Source organism: Rhodococcus sp. 105337 (assembly GCF_012844225.1).
In the GTDB taxonomy this organism is placed as follows: Bacteria; Actinomycetota; Actinomycetes; order Mycobacteriales; family Mycobacteriaceae; genus Rhodococcus.
In genome coordinates this window covers 412,375-432,139 of the sequence record NZ_JABAGQ010000001.1, presented here as the reverse complement: position 1 = coordinate 432,139, position 19,765 = coordinate 412,375, and the positions used below count along the sequence as shown (strand labels likewise).

Below are 19,765 nucleotides of genomic sequence, written 5' to 3'. Positions count from 1 at the left end.
GGAGGCGCGCCCGGTTGTATCTTTCGGTGGATGTGCAGCCCGCTGCGCGCCCGTACGCTCGACTGACAGTGAATACGTTGACCCCTACAGTCCGGCTCCTGGCGTGGTGCCTCCATCTGCTCGTCGTCGGGTTGCTCGCACTCGCCGTAGTTCGAGCATTCGCGGATTCGGCACCCGACGCGGTACTCGTCGCCGCCGTGGCGGTGCTAGCAGCGGTGACCTACGGTCTCGGACCCCTGCTGCCCGCTGTCGGCCGGTCCTACGCCGGAGCCGTCGTATGGCTCTCCGCGGTGGGGACGGTGTGGCTGGTGCTTCTGACGGTCTCGCCGGAGGCAGTCTGGCTGGCGTTCCCTCTCTATTTCGTGCAGCTGCACCTGCTGCCCCGGCGCAGCGGGCTCGTTGCGGTACTGCTCACCACCGCGGCGGCCGTCGTCGGCTTCTCGATTCATCAGGGTGCCTTCAGCCCGGCCGTCGCCATCGGGCCGTCGCTGGGTGCCGCGGTGGCGGTGGCAGTGGTGTGGAGCTACCAGGCGTTGTACCGGGAAAGCGAGCAACGCCGGATGCTCATCGACGAACTCACCGCCACACGTGCGGATCTCGCCGCCGCCCAGCACAGTGCCGGGGTTCTCGAAGAACGAGAACGACTCGCACGCGAGATCCACGACACCCTCGCACAGGGGCTTTCGAGTATCCAGCTTCTGCTGCGTGCCGCCGAGCGGGCTCTGCCCGAACGGGTGGACGTCGCCGCCGGCTATGTCGGCCGCGCGCGCTCGGTCGCTGTGGACAACCTCGGAGAAGCGCGACGTTTCGTGGCTGCGCTCGCTCCTCCGGCTCTGGACGGCACCACGCCGGCGGGCGCGCTGGAGCGACTGTGCGCAACAACGACCGACAGGCATCACATCGACGCCCGCTTCCACCTCCGTGGTGCTCCGGCCGGCCTTCCGCCCGAGTACGAAGTCGCGTTGCTCCGGGTGGCTCAATCGGCGCTCGCGAACACGACCCGTCACTCTCGGGCAACAGGTGTCGATGTGACCCTCGACTTCGGGGACGACCGCGTAGCGGTGGACATCACCGACGACGGGGTGGGCTTCGATCCGGGGTCGGTGCCCGAACCTGCGCCCGAGAGCGGTTTCGGGCTGGCGGCGATGCGCGCCCGCGTGGACGATCTGGGAGGTACGTTCACCGTGCGATCCACTGAAGGCGAGGGGACCTCGATCACCGCCGTACTTCCGCTTCCCTCCGAATCGTCTTCCGAGAGGCATCTGTGAGCGCCGACCCGATCCGTGTACTGCTCGCCGACGATCACCCGGTCGTCCGGGCGGGTTTGCGTGCAGTTCTCGAGACGGAGCCGGGAATCGAGGTCGTCGCCGAGGCGACGACTGCCGAGGACGCGGTGGCCCGGGCGACCGCACCCGACATCGACGTGGTCATGATGGATCTGCAGTTCGGGCGTGGGCAGATGTCGGGTGCTGCCGCGACGGCCGCCATCACTTCCCGTCCCGGGGCTCCGCACGTCGTAATCGTCACCACTTATGGCACCGACGCCGACACACTGCCGGCGATCGAGGCCGGTGCCACCGGCTACTTGCTCAAGGACGCGCCTCCGGAGGAGTTGGCGGCCGCGATCCGTACCGCGGCGTCCGGTCGCACGACTCTCGCTCCGGCAGTGGCGGATCGGCTCGTCCATCGTCTTCGCGCTCCAGGCACGTCGTTGACCGGCCGGGAGGTCGAGGTTCTCGGGCTGGTCGCGGAGGGGCTGTCGAACCACCGCATCGCGCAGCGACTGCACCTCACCGAGGGCACGGTGAAATCCCATCTCGCGCGTATCTATACCAAGCTGGGGGTCGATTCGCGCACGGCTGCGGTGGCGTCGGCTACCGAACTCGGATACATCCGTCGTTGACGGCGTCGATGGCGCCAGGCACAGAAAAAGACCCTCCTTCCGAACGGAAGGAGGGCCTCTTCTCGAGATCGAGTGTTTACCAGGTGCGGATCTTCAGGCCCGGGTTCTCGGCCAGAACTGCGTTGATCGGTGTCGCGAACAACTCGGGCGTCTCGCCCAGCAGGCTGCTGACGAATCCGGCGACCTCGCACAGGCCGTACTGGCCGACGTTCGAGGCGCTGGAGATGCCGAGTGCCAGGGTGCCCGTGACGAGCGTTCCGCCGCTGTCACCCTGCAGTGCGCACAGGTTCGTGGAGAAACCGTTGCTGAGCACGCGCTCGCCGATCGCGACGTTCTGCTGCGACGACGTCACGATGCCGCAGCTGTAGCCGGTCCGCAGGCCCGACTTGCACACGGGCGTTCCGACGATCGGATCGGCGGTGCCGGTGATCGGCAGGGGCGCGGCGTTGGGAACACGCACGCCGTTGTTCTCGAACCTGCCTGCGGCATCGGCTGCCGGCCGGATGATGCCGTAGTCGTTGTTGTCGAGGCTGGTCTTCTCGAACGTTCCGAGACGCTGGCCGAGCGTGTCGCCCAGAAGCTGGTACACCTCGGACGCCCACCGCGTTCCGGCCTGTGAACGGTTCGGATCGCAGTGACCGGCGGTGATGTTGACGGGGCTGCCCGAACCGTCCTCGGCGTTGAACCCGAGGGAGCAGCGAAGGCCTGCGCCGGCACCGAGAGCCGCGTAGGCGTCTCCGCCGAGCAGGGCGTCGGGCGCCGCGATTCCAGCGGTGAACTCGAATTCCGGAGTGGACTCGGGCGTCAGCTCGGTCGGAGCGAAGAGAACACGCACGCCGTCGAGGAACGGCGGCAGTTCGAGTCCGGCGACGTTCTCGGCGCGAACCACGACGTCGTTGTTCACCACGTCGATCGCGATGCCGCGAATGACGTCGGCGATCGCAGGCGGCTGAGTGTCGAGCCAGTCGTTGAGCTCGTTCAACCGGGCTTCGAGTGCGTTCTCGCTGTTCTCCGTCTTCTCGACGACGAAACCGGAGTCCTCGGCGGCCGTGCGGGCCTCGTCGAACTGCTCACCGTCGGCAAGACCGACGATGGGTGTGCCCTGCTCGTCGAGCCAGACACCGGCGAACACGCTCTCGAACTGCTCGCGCGCCTTGTCGGCGAAGCGGGCCAGTTCCTGACTGCGCTCGGCGTCGTTGAGGAAACGGTCGGGACTGATCTGGAGGTCTCGCTGCAACGCTTCCACCAGTTCGGCCGGCAGTGCGGTCGTCGGGGCGGGCGCAGGCTCGGCCTGAGCGACGGTGGCTGCGGTGCCGAGGAGCAACACGGCGGCTGAGCCGATGACGGCTGCCTGACGTGCGAAGGAGCGGCGCATGAAAACCTTTCTCGTTGTCCCTCCGCGGCTCGAGCGCGCAAAGGTAGCTGACCCGTGAGGACCGGCATTGGTCGATCCTAAGGGGTAACAGGTGTGACTCACAGCGGGTTGTGAGTGACCGGTGTGTCGGGTGTTGCTCCTGTGAACAGCCCCGGTGAGGCTACGCAGCGTTGATCGTGCGCACCGTGCTGCCGGTGGCGTTCTCGATGTCGCGGATGGAAATACCCAGGCTGGAGGTGCCTCCGTTGGGCGCGAGGACGAGGTTCGCTTCGACGCAGTTCGGTGCGCCCGCGCTGTTGGAGCCGCTGATCACGCCCAGAGCGAGCGTGCCCGTGACGATGGATCCGCCGCTGTCGCCGGACAAGGTGCAGGCCGTCGTGGCGAAGCCCCGGATGGTGCTGGAGAACCCGGAGTTGTACACGAGCTGGGTCTCGACACGCTCGGCGGCGACGACACCGCAGGTGAACGAGGAGGACTGCCCCGACTTGCAGACGGGCGCGCCGACGACCGGAACTGCGGTGCCGGTGATGGTCAGCGTGGAGCCGTTGCCACCGCGCACGACCGGGCGGTTCAGACCCGCGGCGACGCCGGCCTCGTCGAGGGAGATGACCCCGTAGTCGAGCGTGCTGTCCGTGCCCACCGTGGACTGGGTGAACGTGCCGATCTTGGTGCTGGCGTCGATGTCTTCCCGGTTGGGCAGGTAGACCGTGGAGCCACCCTGCTCACGGGCGACGGCGTCGCAGTGGCCGGCGGTGAGGTTGACCGGGTCGCCGTTCGCGTCGACACCGCTGAATCCGAACGAGCAGATACCGATCCGCTCGAGCGGCGTGGTCCGCACGTCGCCGTCGGCGGTGAGGTAGGTGTCGCCTCCGAGCGGAGCCGGATCGTTGGGGGGAAGGCCGGGGCTCAGCTGTACCTGCACGTTCGCGATGAGCGACGGGAGATTCAGGGCGCGTCCGACCGGCGAATTCAGGACGTCGACCACGAGCTGGTTGTTGAGGACGTCGATGGACGTCGAATTCACCTGGGACGACACCTCGCGCGGAAGTGCCGACACCCACCGGTTCAGCTCCGCGAGGGCCTGCTCGAGGCCGTCGGCGGACAGGGGGGCGACCGTGGCGCGGTAGCCGTCCTTCTGTGCCTTCTCTGCCGCATCCCGATTGGTCACCGCGACGACGGGCTGCCCGTCTTCGCCGAGCCACGCACCCGCGTAGTCGTCCGGGCTCTCGGCCCGGAACGAACGGGCGTAGTCGCCCAGCGCCTGCGCGCGGGCGGCCCGATCGAGGTATTCCTCCGGTGAGATGCCCAGATCCCGGGTGATCGCATCCACCAGTTCGGCGGGCAGATCGGGAACCGGGAGCTGCTCTGCCGGGCTCGCGTGGGCGGCGGTGGTCAGCGGTCCCACCAGCAACACGGCCGACGCCGCTGCGACGGCGACACGGCGGGCGGTGGAACGAGCGGCGCGCGACGCCGGCAAGAGACGCATGAGGGCCCTTCTACATGGTGGATCAGCGGTCTGAACTGCAATTATGTACACGAGCGCGGTACTTGCGGTACCGACCCGCGGGACAGCCTACGGCACAAACGTCAGTGCAAAAAATGTGCCCTAGATCACGTACGGAATCAGCCGCCGGAAGAGCCGCTTTCCTCCGTGGTAGGAGTGGGCTCCACGGGCTCATCCGGCTCCGGATTAACGGTCGGTGTGGTCTCGGTGGGCGTCGAGGGCGACGTCGTCGACGTTGTCTCACCCGAGTCGTTGCCGCCTCCGCCTCCGCCTCCGCTCGACGGCGGATTACGGCGCGACCATCCCGTGCTCGTCGTCGTGTTGCTCGACGGCCCCGCGCTCGACGACCCGGTATTCGACGACGAGGTCGCTGCGTCGCCGGTGGTGCTCGGATCGGTCCAGGCCGGTGCGCCGCCCGCCGGCGCGACCGCGGGAGCGACCGCCGCGGAGGTGTCGGACTCCGTGGACGACTCTGCCGTGGTTGTCGTCGGGGTGCCGCCAGGCGGTTTCGTGGGGGACGGTGTCCGCGTGGTGTCGCCGAACGGCGCGACCGTCGTCTCCATCGGTGATGTATTGGCGGTCGCCGTCGAGGAGTCGCGCATCGTGAACACCCACGCGCCCACACCGACGAGCAGAGCGATCGCCGCTGCCGCAGCGCCGACGGTGAACAGTGAGGACCGGCGCTTGGTCTCGGACTCGTCTGCCGGTTCCGGCGCCGGCGAGCTGGCCCTGACCGTTCCGGTCGTTTCGGGAGGCGGAGTGGCCGTGATCTTGGCGATGACGGTGGTGGTCTCGGTGTCGAGTTCGCTGCGCTTGGGCCCGGTGAGACGCGCGACGGGCAGAATCTGGGTCGAGCCCAGCAGATCCACCGACCCCGCAGCGGCAGCGAGCGCCGCGCCGCGCACCATCGTCTGGTGCGGCTCGGGTGCGAGTGCGCTCCGCACTCCCAGGCCGGTCTTGAAGGACTGGGCAACCAGCTGGGCTGCGGTGGGATCGATGGCTTCGTCGACGGTGACGACGATGGCGTCGAGATTGCTGACGAGCCATCCGAACGCCCCGAGGGCGGCGGACAGCTGCGCTGTCACGGACGGCGCGTCCTCTTCGGCAAAGCGGAACGACTTACCTGCCGCGACACCGGAGCGGACCAGGGTGACCGTCGAGCCCAGCGGATCGATGTGGTGGACGGCGATGAGCCGGCCGGTCTGGTGGGCGACCTGCGACTCGTACCACGCGGCGGCTGCCTCGGCGTCCGAGATGAGCGACACGTACCGCAATCCCACGTAGTCGAGTGCGTTGCGCAGGACGGCGACGGTCGACGGCGGCCACTCGGTGGGATGGGTCGCGACCGCGGTGTACGGCTGGTCGCCGATGAGGCGGGCCGCGTCGGCGAGAAGGCATTCCATGGCCGTTGCCACGAGGTCTTCGGCGCGGGAGAGGGAGCCGTCGTTGGCGCGGACGCCGCCGGATCGGCCGATGCTGCTGACGAACTCGGTGAACGAACTGGTGGTTCCGTCGAAGAAGTCGTGGTCGCCGAGCGTCGCGGTGCCATCGGAGTGCAGGTGTACTGCTGTGCGCCGTTCGATGGGTGACGGGTCGGGTCGTCCGGGCGACGACGAGGTGACCGCAACCGACGACACGGAGTTGCCCACCCTCAGGCCTACGCCTACGGACATGCCGGAATTCCCCCAAATCTGGTCGGAGCTTGTGCAACGGGGACCGGCCGCGCCGGATCCGGGCGACGTGATGCTGCACAGTCTCCGCGGAAATGTACAGGCGTATGCGGACATAACGATAGGTGAATCTCGAAACCACCAGGTGGACCCGTCGGGCCGCCGCTTCAGGAGAGTATTCGGGCCCCGGCGGACGGAGCGCGGCGCCGACTTGGACTCCGTCGGACGAATGTGAAGACCATCACATCCGGGAACGATCCGGCCAGATCTTCGGTTGCATGTATCAGACAACTTGAGCTACCAAGGCTCAACTCCACTTGACTGAAGCGTCCGAAAGGGTGCAGTCTCGATTTGGCGAAGCCAAGTTGAGTCGAACAGGCTCAGGTTGGGGAACTGAACGTTCCGCGGTGCGACTCGCGTCGCGGTGAAACATTTTGGAGGAAATCATGGCTCGTGCGGTCGGTATCGACCTCGGAACCACCAACTCGGTCGTTTCCGTTCTGGAGGGCGGCGAGCCCGTTGTGGTCGCCAACTCCGAAGGTTCACGCACCACCCCGTCCGTCGTCGCTTTCGCGAAGAACGGCGAGGTTCTGGTGGGTCAGCCTGCCAAGAACCAGGCGGTCACCAACGTCGACCGCACCATCCGTTCCGTCAAGCGGCACATCGGGTCCGACTGGAACGTCGACATCGACGGCAAGAAGTACACCCCCCAGGAGATCAGCGCCCGCACGCTGATGAAGCTCAAGCGAGACGCTGAGGCATACCTGGGCGAGGACATCACCGACGCCGTGATCACCGTTCCGGCCTACTTCAACGACGCGCAGCGTCAGGCGACGAAGGAAGCCGGCACCATCGCCGGCCTCAACGTCCTGCGCATCGTCAACGAGCCCACCGCTGCGGCCCTCGCATACGGCCTCGACAAGGGCAGCAAGGAACAGACCATCCTGGTCTTCGACCTCGGTGGCGGCACGTTCGACGTCTCGCTTCTCGAAATCGGTGACGGTGTCGTCGAGGTCCGCGCGACCTCCGGTGACAACCACCTCGGCGGCGACGACTGGGACGAACGCATCGTCAACTGGCTCGTCGACAAGTTCAAGGCACAGCACGGCGTCGACCTGACCAAGGACAAGATGGCCCTGCAGCGTCTGCGTGAGGCTGCAGAGAAGGCGAAGATCGAGCTGTCGAGCTCGCAGTCGACGTCGATCAACCTGCCCTACATCACGGTCGACGCGGACAAGAACCCGCTGTTCCTCGACGAGCAGCTCTCCCGCTCCGAGTTCCAGAAGATCACCGGCGACCTCCTCGAGCGCACCCGCGCTCCGTTCCAGCAGGTCGTCAAGGACGCAGGGATCTCGGTCGGCGACATCGACCACGTGGTCCTCGTCGGTGGCTCGACCCGTATGCCCGCCGTCACCGATCTCGTGCGCGAACTCACCGGTGGTCAGGAGCCCAACAAGGGCGTCAACCCCGACGAGGTCGTCGCCGTGGGTGCGGCACTGCAGGCCGGCGTCCTCAAGGGCGAGGTCAAGGACGTGCTGCTGCTCGACGTCACCCCGCTGTCCCTCGGTATCGAGACCAAGGGTGGCGTGATGACCAAGCTCATCGAGCGCAACACCACGATTCCGACGAAGCGTTCGGAGACCTTCACCACGGCCGACGACAACCAGCCGTCCGTGCAGATCCAGGTGTTCCAGGGCGAGCGTGAGATCGCGGCGCACAACAAGCTGCTCGGCTCGTTCGAGCTCGGCGGTATCGCCCCGGCTCCGCGCGGCGTCCCGCAGATCGAGGTCACCTTCGACATCGACGCCAACGGCATCGTGCACGTCACCGCCCGCGACAAGGGCACCGGCAAGGAGAACACGATCAAGATCCAGGAAGGCTCCGGCCTGTCCCAGGAGGAGATCGACCGGATGGTGAAGGACGCCGAGGCGCACGCCGAGGAAGACCGCGCCCGTCGCGAAGAGGCCGAGGTCCGCAACCAGGCCGAGTCGCTCGTGCACCAGACCGAGAAGTTCATCAAGGACAACGAGGACAAGGTGCCGGCCGACGTCAAGGAGAAGGTCGAGGCAGCCGTCAAGGATGCCAAGGACGCTCTGGCCGGTAGCGACATCGCCGCGGTGAAGTCCGCCGTCGAGAAGCTCGCGACCGAGTCGCAGGCTCTCGGCCAGGCCATCTACGAGTCGCAGGGCGGAGCCGACGGCGCAGCTGCCGGCGACGGTGCTGCGGCAGGCGCAGACGATGTCGTCGACGCCGAGGTCGTCGACGAGCCGACCGATTCGGAGAAGAAGTGACGTCGGGTAAGCCCGAGCAGGAACCGGTGACCGTCACCGACAAGCGTCGCATCGATCCCGAGACCTTCGAGGTACGGGACGCGGCCGAGTCGAGTGAGGGCACCGGTGCCCCTGCCGAGGGCACCGTAGAAAACGAGGGCACCGTGAACGAGGGCGTCGTCGAGAACGAGGACGGCGAGGAGGTCCGCGTCGAGGAGATCGTCTCCACCGAAGCGGAACTCGCGGAACGTACCGCGGATCTGCAGCGCGTCTCCGCGGAGTACACCAACTACCGTCGCCGGGCCGAACGCGAGAAGGCCGCCATCGGCGAGTCCGCGAAGGCCTCGGTGGTGGCGCAGTTCCTCGACGTCGTCGACGATCTGGATCGGGCCCGTGCCCACGGCGACCTCGAATCCGGACCGCTGAAGGCGGTGAGCGACAAGCTCACCCGCATTCTGACCGGACTCGGCCTCGTCGGCTTCGGCGACGAGGGCGACGTGTTCGATCCGGAACTGCACGAAGCGGTCCAGATGGAAGGCGACGGCAGCAACCCGGTGCTGGGCACGATCCTGCGCAAGGGTTACCGCGTCGGCGACCGGATTCTGCGGCATGCGATGGTGACTGTCACCGACGGCGATCCGGCGGACACGCCGGAGCAATCGCCGTCCGACAGCGCCGGCACAGAGTAAGAACAACAAGAGCGAGAGGAGGAGACGCCCGGTGAGCCAGCGGGAGTGGATCGAAAAGGACTTCTACAAGGACCTGGGCGTCTCGTCCGACGCTTCGCAAGAAGACATCAAGAAGGCCTACCGCAAGTTGGCTCGGGATCTGCATCCCGATGCCAACCCCGGCGATGCCGCGGCCGAGGAGCGGTTCAAGTCGGTCAGCGAGGCGAACGCCGTCCTGTCCGACCCGGCCAAGCGCAAGGAATACGACGAGACCCGCCGGATGTTCGCGTCCGGAGGTTTCGGCGGCGGCTTCCAGCCCAGCGGAGGCGGATTCTCCGGGGGCAGCACCACATTCGACCTCGGTGACCTCTTCGGGGGCGGCGGGGCCGGCGACGGTGGATTGGGCGACCTCTTCGGAGGGCTCTTCAACCGCGGTGCGACACCCGGGGGCGGTGCGAACCGGTCGCGGCCACGCCGCGGCGGCGACATCGAGACCGAGACGACCCTCGACTTCCGTGACGCCGTGCAAGGCGTCACCGTTCCGTTGCGTCTGACCAGTCCCGCGCCGTGCACCACCTGCCACGGCAGCGGCGCCGAGCCGGGCACCAGCCCGCGGGTGTGCCCGCAGTGCAACGGAAGCGGGATCGTCTCCCGCAACCAGGGCGCCTTCGGATTCTCCGAGCCGTGCGACGAATGCCGCGGTTCGGGCTCGATCATCGACAGCCCGTGCCGTGACTGCCGCGGCAGCGGCGTCCAGGAGCGCACCCGCACCATCACCGTGCGCGTACCTCCGGGCATCAAGGACGGTTCGCGCATCCGCCTCGCCGGGCAAGGCGAGGCCGGCCTGCGGGGTGCGCCGTCGGGCGACCTCTTCGTCGTCGTGCACGTCCGGCCCGACCGCGTGTTCGGCCGGGACGGCGACAACCTGACACTCGTATTGCCGGTCAGCTACGGAGAACTCGTGCTCGGCAGCACCGTGTCGGTTCCCACGCTCGACGGCCGGGTCGGTCTCAAGATCCCGGCGGGCACGGCCGACGGCCGGGTTCTGCGGGTGCGGGGCCGCGGCGTCCCCAAGCGCGGGGGCGGTGCGGGAGATCTGCTCGTGACCGTCAAGGTTGCCATCCCGCAGAAGCTCGACGAACAGGCGACGGAAGCGCTGCGCGATTATCTTCGTGCCGAAGAGGCAGGCGGATTCGACCCGCGTGAAGGATGGGCAGGTGCGTGATGAGCGATACGGGAACTCCCCGGAATCTCCCGCCGGATCCCGATGCGCGTGTCTATGTCATCTCGGTCGCCGCAGAACTCGCCGGGATGCACGCCCAGACACTGCGTAACTACGACCGGCTGGGACTGGTTACCCCGCACCGCACCAGCGGTGGCGGACGGCGTTATTCGCCGCGCGACGTCGAACTGCTCCGTGAGGTGCAGCGGCTTTCCCAGGACGAAGGTGTCAACCTCGCCGGGATCAAACGGATCATCGAGTTGACCAACCACGTCGAGGCACTGCAGCAGCGGGTCACGGAACTGTCCACCGAGGTCGCGCAGCTGCGCTCCGCACGGCGAGATCTGGTGCCCGTGCCGCGCACCAACGCGTTGGTCGTGTGGAAGCCGAGGCACGCGCGCGAATCCTGACGCACAACAGTACAAACCCCCACGTCCGACAGGGCGCGGGGGTTTCGCTTTTCAGTTTCGCTTTTCAGGGGCGTGCGCCGCCCGGTAGCAGCGGTGTCGGGAACCGCGGTGTCAGGAACTGCCCCGACCGATCGTGTACGTAACGTTCATGAACGGAAAGCCGGCATCGACCTGCGCGGCAGCGGTGTACGCATGCCTGTTGGCGCCGTCGATCCGCGTGCCGTCGGCATTGGCGATCCCCGTGCCGTGGTTACTGGCCATGAGCACGGCGGTGGCCTCGCCCGGCATCGTGTAGGTGACCTGCATGCCGAATCCGCGTCGATCGGCACTTCCCGCAGTCACGACTTCCGTTGTGTGCGCGGGGACGATGGTCGCCGGTTCGTTCACCCACTGCCCGTAGGGAATGGTCGCCGCGCCGAGCACCATGGGCGCGTCGGTGTCGTTGGTGACCGTCAGCGTGATGGTCGGCGCGTCTGCGGGAAGGGTCTCGCTGCTCGCCGCTGCGGGAGCAGTGAGGGTGGCCGCCGCAGTCAGGGCGACGGCGGCACATACGCGGGTGCGGTACTTCATGGTGCTCCTGCGGTCGACGAGTCGAGGCCGCCGGTTCGGGACGGCCGGCAAAGTGTACCCACGAGTACGGAGCAAGGGTAAGAGCCGTCCGGGACCTGCTGTCAGGCCGGGACGAGATCGCTGACCTGGGCGACGAGTTCCAGCGACCGCAACCACGCGTCGCGTCCGGGAGCCGACGACACGACGATCAGTTCGTCGGCCTGCGCGCGCTCGGTAAAGCGGTCGAGGTAGTCGCGCACCTCGGCCGGGGTGCCCACCGCGGTGTTCTTCAGCATCGTGAGGACCTGGTAGCCGGCGGGGGAGTCGAGGAGCAGATCGATCTCCTCCTCGGTGAACGTGCGCCCTCGCCCGACCATCTGCACGACGCGTGAACGCTTGGTGGCTTCGAACATCGCTGCCGCTTCGTCGGCGGTATCCGCGGCAATGACACCTACACCGGCGATGACGTACGGCTCCGGGTGCTGCTCGGACGGCTGGTACTCGCGGCGGTACAGCGTGACTGCCTCCTCGAGAGCCTGCGGCGCGAAATGCGACGCGAACGCGTAGGGAAGACCCAGCAGGGCAGCAAGTTTCGCGCCGAAGAGCGACGACCCCAGAATGTACAGCGGCATATCGGTGCCCTTACCCGGAACCGCGTCGACGCCCGGGATGCGCGAGACACCCTTCAGATACCCCTGGAGTTCGAGGACGTCCTGGGGGAAGCTGTCGGCCGACGACGGGTCGCGTCGCAGCGCCCGCATCGTCTTCTGGTCGCTACCCGGTGCCCGGCCCAGCCCCAGATCGATGCGGCCGGGATGCAGCGTCGCGAGCGTGCCGAACTGCTCGGCGATCGTGAGCGGCGAATGATTCGGGAGCATGATGCCGCCGGCGCCGAGCCGGATCGACGACGTGTGCGCCGCGACGTGCGCGATCAGCACGCTCGTCGCAGACGACGCGATGGTCGGCATGTTGTGGTGCTCGGCGTACCAGATCCGGCGGTAACCCCACCGTTCGGCGAGCTGTGCCATCTTCACGCTGGCGTCGAAACTGTCGCGAGCGGTTTCACCCTCGCCGATATGGGCCAAATCGAGGATGGAGAGAGGAACAGTCACCGAGAATCCTTCGTCCGGGGCCCGCCACCGGCAGCTGGGCACACCCTGGGTGCAACCCGGGGTAGCCGCCCGCTATTCCGGGAAGCGGCCGTCACAGCCGGTCGAAGTGCCCATAGGTGCCGCGGTAGAACAGCAACGGGCCGTTGGACGGCAGCGCTGTCAGGCCGGTGACGCGTGCCACCACGATCGTATGGTCGCCGGCGTCGTGCTCCGTTTCCACGGTCGCCTCCACGCGGGCGAGCGCGCCGTCGAGGGCAGGGGCACCGTTGTCGCCGGGCACCCAGTCGACGCCGCGGAACTTGTTGCCACCGCTGACGGCGAACGCCGCGCACAACGTGCGCTGGCTCTCCGCGAGGACGTTGATGGCGAGAGTGCCGATCTCGCGGATGCGCGGCCACGTCGTGGACGTGCGAGCGGGGCAGAAGGAGACCAGCGGCGGGTCCAGCGACACCGAGGTGAACGACTGGCACGCGAAGCCGAGCGGCGCGTCGCCGTCGAGCGCGGTGATGACTGTGACTCCCGTGCAGAAGTTGCCCATCACGTTGCGCATCGTCCTCGGGTCGAGCACGGTGTGTTCCGCCGTCATCGATGTTCCTTTCCGTCCTGTTGCTCTCCAGTGTCCGTCATGTCGGGACGGCGGGTGTCCGGGGGAGTGCGGTGGTGTCCCCCCGGGACGCTAGCGGGGTCCTCGTCCATACGGCGACGGCTTCCCATCCAACGGGAGATCCACACAGTTCAACGATCTTCCCGCTGGACGGGACGCCGCCGATGCCCTCCGGGTACGTGCCCTAGCGTCGGCGGGGGCCTACCGTGTGCTGCCGATCACTATCGTCTCGTCCCCGAATGAAGGAGCATTTCCATGGCGTCGACTCCCGTTCCGCCTGTGACCCCTGCCCATGACACCGAGGTCGACCTGCTCGTCATCGGTTCGGGTACGGGCATGGCGGCTGCACTCGCCGCGCACGAACTCGGCTTGTCGGCGTTGATCGTGGAGAAATCTCCTCATGTCGGTGGATCGACCGCCCGTTCCGGCGGTGCGTTCTGGGTTCCGGCCAATCCGATTCTGACCGAGGCGGGGTCGGGTGACACCGTCGAGCGCGGTCACACCTACGTCCGGTCCGTGGTGGACGGCACGGCACCGGCCGAGCGCGGCGAGGCCTTCGTCGACAACGGTGTGGCGACGGTCGACATGCTCCGGCGCACGACGCCGATGAAGCTGTTCTGGGCGGAGGGCTATTCCGATTACCACCCCGAGTTGCCCGGTGGCTCCGCAGTGGGACGCAGTTGTGAATGCAAGCCGCTCGACCTGTCGGTGCTCGGTGAGGAACGTGGGCGGCTGCGCCCGGGCCTGATGGAAGCGGGACTGCCCATGCCCACGACGGGCGCCGACTACAAGTGGATGAACCTCATGCTGCGCGTGCCGCACAAGGGCTTCCCGCGCATCTTCAAGCGACTGGCGCAGGGCGTCGCCGGGCTCGCCGTCAAGCGGGAATACGTCGCCGGTGGTCAGGCGATCGCTGCGGGACTGTTCGCGGGTGTGCTGAAAGCCGGTGTGCCGGTCTGGACCGACACCTCGCTCGTGCGTCTGGTCACCGACGGCGACCGGGTCACCGGTGCCGTCCTCGAGCAGAACGGCCGGGAGGTGACCGTGACCGCGCGCCGCGGAGTCGTGCTCGCCGCGGGCGGCTTCGACCACGACATGGCGATGCGCCGCAAGTTCCAGTCCGAGCGTCTGCTCGACCACGAGAGCCTCGGCGCGGAGAGCAACACGGGCGACGCGATCAAGGCGGCCCAGGAGGTCGGTGCCGGTCTCGATCTGATGGATCAGGCATGGTGGTTCCCCGCTGTCGCACCGACCCGTCCGGGCAAGCCGCCGATGGTCATGCTCGCCGAGCGGTCGCTGCCGGGTTCGTTCATCGTCGATCAGACCGGACGCCGCTTCACCAACGAGTCGTCGGACTACATGTCGTTCGGGCAACTGGTGCTGGCGCGCGAACACGCCGGCGACCCGGTCGAGTCGATGTGGATCGTCTTCGACCAGAAGTACCGCAACAGCTACGTGTTCGCAGCCGGCGTCTTCCCGCGCCAGCCGCTCCCGGAGTCCTGGTACGAGGCGGGCATCGCCCACCGTGCCTCGACCGCCGAAGAACTCGCGGCGTCGATGGGAGTGCCCGTGGACACCTTCTCCGAGACCTTCGGCGCGTTCAACGAGGATGCCGCAGCCGGAACGGATTCCGAGTTCGGCCGTGGCGGCAGCGCCTACGACCGGTACTACGGTGATCCCACGGTCCGGCCCAACCCGAACATGCGGCCGCTGACGCACGGTCCGTTCTACGCCGTGAAGATGACCCTGAGCGATCTCGGCACGTGCGGTGGCGTGCGGGCCGACGAGCGGGCGCGGGTGCTCCGCGAGGACGGCAGCGTCATCGGCGGGCTCTACGCGGTCGGCAACACCGCGGCCAACGCGTTCGGGCACCGCTACCCCGGCGCCGGCGCGACCATCGGCCAGGGACTGGTGTTCGGATACATCGCTGCTCGCGACGCAGCGGGAACAGCCGCCGCGAAGTAGAGCGCGGTCGAGCCCTGAGTCCCCGGCGGCGTGGCCGCCGGGGACTCAGTACGAGTCGTAGCGGATGTTCTCGAGCGGGGTACCCGTCTCGAGCAGTCGCTGCACGGTGGAACGCACCATCGCTGCGGAGCCACAGACCAGCACCTGGTGATCACCGAACGCCCCGTACGACGTGACGATGTCGCCGAGCGTGCCCTCGAGAATCTCGTCGGGGTCGATGCCGAAATCGCCGACATGCGAGGCGATCCGGTCGTAGAACGGATCCTGGATCGGCGGGTCGTACAGCGACTCGGTCACCGGCACGATCGTCAGCCAGGGCAGTGCTTCCCCGAGCAGGGCCAGCATGTCCGCCGCGTAGAGGTCCCGGGGCGTGCGGGCACCGACGAAGAGGAAGGTGCGGGGCGGCTGTGGTCGCCGCGCGACGTCGAGGAGCAACGCGCGCAGCGGGGCCAGGCCGGTACCGCCGGCGATCATCACCACGATGCGTCCGGTGTCGTCGACGTGGAGGTCACCTCCGCGGGGATTGCCGATCGTCCACACGTCACCCGGGCTGGTCGACTCGACGATCGTTTTGCTGACCCATCCGCCCGGCACGGTGCGGACGTGGAATTCGAGCTTGCCGTCCATCGACGGGGGGAGTGCGGGCGACAGGCGGCGCGGCAGGTTCGGACGCTGCGGCACCGTCACGTCGACGTACTGGCCGGCACGGAACGGAACGATGTCGCTGTTGCATTCGAGCCGCACGACGGCCAGATCGCTTCGCAGGCGGTGGTGCTCGACCACGGTCGCGGAGACCGCGATGTCGGTGTCGGTCGATGACGGCGTAGCCGACTGCATACGTGACCCCCGGGTGGTGTGGCGCGGTGTTGCACAGACTCTAGGCGAGGAACACGCACCCCGACAGAGTGGAACGTGTTTCAGTTTTGTCGGTGCAGCGGTTATCGTGGCGGGAACCGGGTGATGCCGACCACATCGGGAGCCCGTACCGCGGGCCGTCACACCCCCGGACCACGACACCGACCGGAAGGACGACATGATCGAGGAGTACGCGGACCTGCACCGGCCCGTCTTCACGCCGGACCTGCTCATCACGGCGCTCGACCGCAGCGCGGACCGTCCGGCGCTGTACCTCGGCGACGTCGTCCTTACCGGCGCCGAGATGCGCGGTGCCATCAGCAGGTTCCAGCAAGCCCTCGGGTCCGTGGGAATCGGCCAAGGGTCATCGGTCGCGATGCTGTCGAAGAACCGGCCGGAAGTCCTCATCTCGATGGGTGCGACCATGGTCGCCGGATGCCGCAACAGTGCGCTCAATCCGATGGGTTCGCTCGCCGATCACCTGTACATCACCTCCGATGCCGAGATCGAGACCCTCATCTTCGATCCGGATCACTTCGAGGAGCGGGCCGCCGAGCTGCAAGCCCAGATCCCCACCTTGAAGAATCTGTTCTCCCTCGGTCCGTCGGCTGTGGGCACGGACATCCTCGCGCTCGCCGATCAGTTCACCGAGCAACGTCTCGTGGCAGCTCCGGTGTCGGCCGAGGACACGTCGTCGATGGTCTACACCGGGGGAACCACCGGCAAGCCGAAGGGCGTGATGGGGTCGTTCCGGTCCGGCGCGGCGCTCAACCAGATCCAGATGGCGGAGTGGCAGTGGCCCGACCAGCCGCGCTTTCTGATCTGCACCCCGCTGTCCCACGCCGGCGCCGCGTTCTTCGTGCCGACGCTGCTGCGCGGCGGCTGCCTCTACGTGCTGCCGTACTTCGAACCCGGCCTCGTCCTCGAGACCATCGAGAAGCACCGCATCAACGCCACGATGCTCGTACCCACGATGATCTATCTGCTGCTCGACCACCCCGACTTCGACGCGCGCGACCTGTCGAGCCTCGACACGCTCTTCTACGGCGCCTCGGCGATGTCACCCGCCCGGCTCCAGGAAGGGATCGAGCGCCTCGGGCAGGTGTTCTTCCAGTTCTACGGGCAGTCCGAGTGCGGCATGACGATCTCGGTGCTGCGCAAAGAGGAACACCTCGCCGACGATCCGGAACGACTCGCCTCGTGCGGACGTCCGGTGCCGTGGCTCGACGTACGCCTGCTCGACGACGACCTCCGCGAAGTGCCACAAGGGGAACTCGGCGAGATCTGCGTGCGCGGCCCGCTCGTCATGAAGGGGTACTGGAAGAAGCCCGACGAGACGGCAGAAGCGCTGCGCGGTGGGTGGCTGCACACGGGCGATGTCGCGCGTGCCGACAAGCACGGCTTCCTCACCATCGTCGACCGCAAGAAGGACATGATCGTCACCGGCGGCTTCAACGTGTTCCCCCGGGAGATCGAGGACGCGATCTCGTCCCACCCCGCCGTCGCCTCGGTGGCGGTCGTCGGTGTGCCCGACCAGAAGTGGGGTGAGGCGGTCAAGGCATGCGTCATGCTGCGTGACGGCCAGAGCGTGACCGCGGAAGAACTGATCGAGAAGGTCCGCGCGGCCAAGGGATCCGTGCACGCTCCCAAGTCCGTGGACTTCCTCGATTCGCTGCCGCTCACGCCCCTCGGAAAGCTCGACAAGAAGACGTTGCGCGCGTCGTACCGATAGATCGGTGGGCGTCGGAACGGCCGGCTTCCCTGCTCGATCGCTGCCTGACATACTCCGTCGCATGGCAAACGGGGGACCCCAGCGGGTCGAGGTGCGATTGGCCGTCGAGTATCCGGGGACAGGGACGGTGAATACGCGGGGTAGCGGGGCGATGAGGCCGGTCGAGCCGGTGCCGCCGATCTGTGCCCGGCACGGCGAACCCGAGGTCGACCGCGTGCGTGTCACCGTCTCGTCCGATGTGGTGCGCCCCCAGGAGAAAGCCGGTCGTATCGGCTCGGCCCTCGAAGCCGCGTACACCGTGCAGGTCGCCGCCGTGGAGTGGCCGACGTGCGCGCGGTGCGTCTCCGTCCGCGTGCGCTGGCAGATCGCCGCCGCCGCAACCTGTACGGTCCTCGGGATCGTCTTCCTGGCGTTGGTGTTCGCGCTCGTGCAGGGCGCGCCGAAGGTGTACGGGTTCGCGCTGCTCAGCGTGTTCGGGCTGTCGTTCCTGCCCATCTATGTAGCACTGCGCGTCATCGAACCGCGCCGGGCGGCGCTCGGTGTGACTATCGCGGACTGCGGTTCGGAACTCGTGGTGTCACAGGCGCATCCGGAGTTCGCCCGTGCGGTTGCCGCGCAACGCGCCTGACGCGGTGCATCCGGACGCGGAGCTTGCGGACGCAGCGGTGACAGACGCGGTGGTTACAGCGGATCGAAGCTGATGTTCTGGCGGGGTGTGCCCGCCGCGGACAGCGCGTAGATGGTGGTCCGGATCATCGACGGTGAGCCGGAGATCTGAATCTGGCGGTCGGCCCACGATCCGAACTGCCCGACGACCTTCCCGAGCTTGCCGTACATCGTGCGGTGGAGGCCCTTGGGCGTTTCCCGTACGGGAACCGGGTGCCACCAAGGGTTCTCCCTCTCCTCCACGACGGGAACCACCGTGAGCCACGGGTTGGTCATCGCGATCTGCCACAGCGTCTCGAGGTCGTAGAGGTCGCACGGGTACTTGCCGCCGTAGAACAGGTGCACTCGCGGATTGGTGCCGCGCATCGCCATCTCCATGATCTGCGCGCGGAGCGGTGCCAGGCCGGTGCCCGACGCGATCATGAGCACGTCCTGGCCGCTGTCGCGATCGACGCGCAGGCCACCGAGCGGCGGTCCGATCAGCCAGCGGTCACCGACGCGCACCTCGTTGACGAGCGCGGGGCTGACCCAGCCGGAGGAGACGCGCCGCACGTGGAATTCGACCTGTCCGTGCGGGTTCGGTGGAATAGCGGCCGACAGGTAGCGCCACATGTGGGGTCGCTGGGGGATCTGCACACTCATGTACTGCCCGGCGTAGTGCGGGATCGGTGTGTCGGTCTCGAGGCGGATGATCGCCACGTCGGGAAGGACCCGCTCGTGGCCGACGACCGTCGCGCCCCAGACCGCGGGCAGATCGTCGGTGGCCGCTGCGACGGCCATCGTTTCCACGAGCCGGCCGATCACCTCGGCCCAGGTCCGTTCCAGAGTGGCGGTCCACAGGATGATCGGGGTGCATTCACGGATCGCGAAGAGCAGCGCGTAGCCCGCCGAGCGGAAGTGTTCCGGCTTGACGCCGTACTTTCGGTGGTCGCGTGCAAGCTGTCCGAGGAAGGCTTCGACGGCGCCGAAGTCGGTCAGCCGGTTGACGACCCATCCGATGGCGGTCGTGAACCGATGCCGCATGCTCTCCATGCCCGCCGGGAACAGTTCGCGAATGCCGGTCGATTCGGACCAGAGGGTGGTGTAGAACGCCGACGCGAATCGTTCGGGGCCGGTGGGGGTCGCCGCGATCGACGCGAAGCTCAATTGCACTCGCGCGATGGCGAAAGTCTCCAACGCCATCCTCCCACGTACTGCGCCTGCTGGACGCCGCCACTGTAGTCGGTCACGGGGCGGTCGGCTACACCGTGCACCCCGATC

At 67.6% G+C, this 19,765-nt stretch carries 17 protein-coding genes; 9 read left to right on the top strand and 8 right to left on the bottom strand.

Annotated elements, in window-relative coordinates; translation table 11 throughout:
• The first annotated feature begins 77 nt into the window (after window positions 1-77).
• Window positions 78-1,268, top strand: a complete 1,191-nt coding sequence (locus HF886_RS02115; RefSeq protein ID WP_240954833.1) for a sensor histidine kinase — start codon at window positions 78-80, stop codon at window positions 1,266-1,268.
• Entirely contained in the window at window positions 1,265-1,903 is a 639-nt protein-coding gene (locus tag HF886_RS02110) for a response regulator transcription factor (RefSeq protein ID WP_169651407.1), read from the top strand. Before HF886_RS02115 ends, HF886_RS02110 begins: the two co-directional genes overlap by 4 nt.
• A gap of 76 nt (window positions 1,904-1,979) precedes the next feature.
• On the opposite strand, the gene HF886_RS02105 is transcribed toward HF886_RS02110, so the two are convergent.
• The 3 genes from HF886_RS02105 to HF886_RS02095 all read right to left on the bottom strand — a co-directional run bounded on the left by HF886_RS02105 (window position 1,980) and on the right by HF886_RS02095 (window position 6,455).
• Window positions 1,980-3,278, bottom strand: a complete 1,299-nt coding sequence (locus HF886_RS02105; RefSeq protein ID WP_169651406.1) for a S1 family peptidase — start codon at window positions 3,276-3,278, stop codon at window positions 1,980-1,982.
• Between the two features lie 160 nt (window positions 3,279-3,438).
• A complete protein-coding gene (locus HF886_RS02100; RefSeq protein WP_169651405.1) occupies window positions 3,439-4,764 on the bottom strand; it encodes a S1 family peptidase in 1,326 nt (441 codons plus the stop codon).
• Window positions 4,765-4,901: 137 nt separating this feature from the next.
• Entirely contained in the window at window positions 4,902-6,455 is a 1,554-nt protein-coding gene (locus HF886_RS02095; RefSeq protein ID WP_206038461.1) for a hypothetical protein, read from the bottom strand.
• Between the two features lie 443 nt (window positions 6,456-6,898).
• Here HF886_RS02095 and dnaK point away from each other — a divergent pair, with 443 nt between their 5' ends.
• From dnaK to HF886_RS02075, 4 genes are read left to right on the top strand one after another with little or no spacing between them, the layout of a single operon-like run.
• Window positions 6,899-8,743, top strand: coding sequence for a molecular chaperone DnaK (gene dnaK / locus HF886_RS02090; protein WP_169619001.1), 1,845 nt, complete (start codon window positions 6,899-6,901; stop codon window positions 8,741-8,743).
• A complete protein-coding gene (gene grpE, locus HF886_RS02085) occupies window positions 8,740-9,411 on the top strand; it encodes a nucleotide exchange factor GrpE (RefSeq protein ID WP_169619002.1) in 672 nt (223 codons plus the stop codon). Before dnaK ends, grpE begins: the two co-directional genes overlap by 4 nt.
• A gap of 31 nt (window positions 9,412-9,442) precedes the next feature.
• A complete protein-coding gene (gene dnaJ / locus HF886_RS02080; protein WP_169619004.1) occupies window positions 9,443-10,615 on the top strand; it encodes a molecular chaperone DnaJ in 1,173 nt (390 codons plus the stop codon).
• Complete coding sequence (locus tag HF886_RS02075; RefSeq protein ID WP_169651404.1) at window positions 10,615-11,022, top strand: helix-turn-helix domain-containing protein; 408 nt, start codon at window positions 10,615-10,617, stop codon at window positions 11,020-11,022. Before dnaJ ends, HF886_RS02075 begins: the two co-directional genes overlap by 1 nt.
• A 111-nt stretch (window positions 11,023-11,133) precedes the next feature.
• On the opposite strand, the gene HF886_RS02070 is transcribed toward HF886_RS02075, so the two are convergent.
• The 3 genes from HF886_RS02070 to HF886_RS02060 form a co-directional block, all read right to left on the bottom strand.
• On the bottom strand, window positions 11,134-11,592 hold the full coding sequence (locus HF886_RS02070) for a hypothetical protein (protein ID WP_169619008.1): 459 nt from the start codon (window positions 11,590-11,592) through the stop codon (window positions 11,134-11,136).
• A 101-nt stretch (window positions 11,593-11,693) separates the two neighbouring features.
• Window positions 11,694-12,683 carry an LLM class flavin-dependent oxidoreductase gene (locus tag HF886_RS02065; RefSeq protein ID WP_169651403.1) on the bottom strand — a complete coding sequence of 330 codons (990 nt, stop codon included), beginning with the start codon at window positions 12,681-12,683 and terminating at the stop codon, window positions 11,694-11,696.
• 91 nt (window positions 12,684-12,774) lie between these two features.
• The gene (locus HF886_RS02060) at window positions 12,775-13,269 is read right to left on the bottom strand and encodes a flavin reductase family protein (protein WP_169619011.1); all 495 of its coding nucleotides are present in this window, start codon (window positions 13,267-13,269) and stop codon (window positions 12,775-12,777) included.
• Window positions 13,270-13,542: 273 nt separating this feature from the next.
• Between HF886_RS02060 and HF886_RS02055 the strand changes: the two genes are divergently transcribed.
• Entirely contained in the window at window positions 13,543-15,252 is a 1,710-nt protein-coding gene (locus HF886_RS02055; RefSeq protein WP_169619013.1) for a 3-ketosteroid-delta-1-dehydrogenase, read from the top strand.
• 45 nt (window positions 15,253-15,297) lie between these two features.
• On the opposite strand, the gene HF886_RS02050 is transcribed toward HF886_RS02055, so the two are convergent.
• Window positions 15,298-16,089, bottom strand: a complete 792-nt coding sequence (locus HF886_RS02050; RefSeq protein WP_169651402.1) for an FAD-binding oxidoreductase — start codon at window positions 16,087-16,089, stop codon at window positions 15,298-15,300.
• A gap of 196 nt (window positions 16,090-16,285) precedes the next feature.
• On the opposite strand from HF886_RS02050, the gene HF886_RS02045 reads away from it, so the two are divergent.
• A complete protein-coding gene (locus HF886_RS02045; RefSeq protein WP_169651401.1) occupies window positions 16,286-17,839 on the top strand; it encodes an AMP-binding protein in 1,554 nt (517 codons plus the stop codon).
• Window positions 17,840-17,900: 61 nt separating this feature from the next.
• Entirely contained in the window at window positions 17,901-18,467 is a 567-nt protein-coding gene (locus tag HF886_RS02040) for a hypothetical protein (RefSeq protein WP_169651400.1), read from the top strand.
• Window positions 18,468-18,520: 53 nt separating this feature from the next.
• Here HF886_RS02040 and HF886_RS02035 read toward each other — a convergent pair whose 3' ends face one another.
• On the bottom strand, window positions 18,521-19,681 hold the full coding sequence (locus tag HF886_RS02035) for an FAD-binding oxidoreductase (RefSeq protein ID WP_169651588.1): 1,161 nt from the start codon (window positions 19,679-19,681) through the stop codon (window positions 18,521-18,523).
• Window positions 19,682-19,765: the final 84 nt, after the last annotated feature.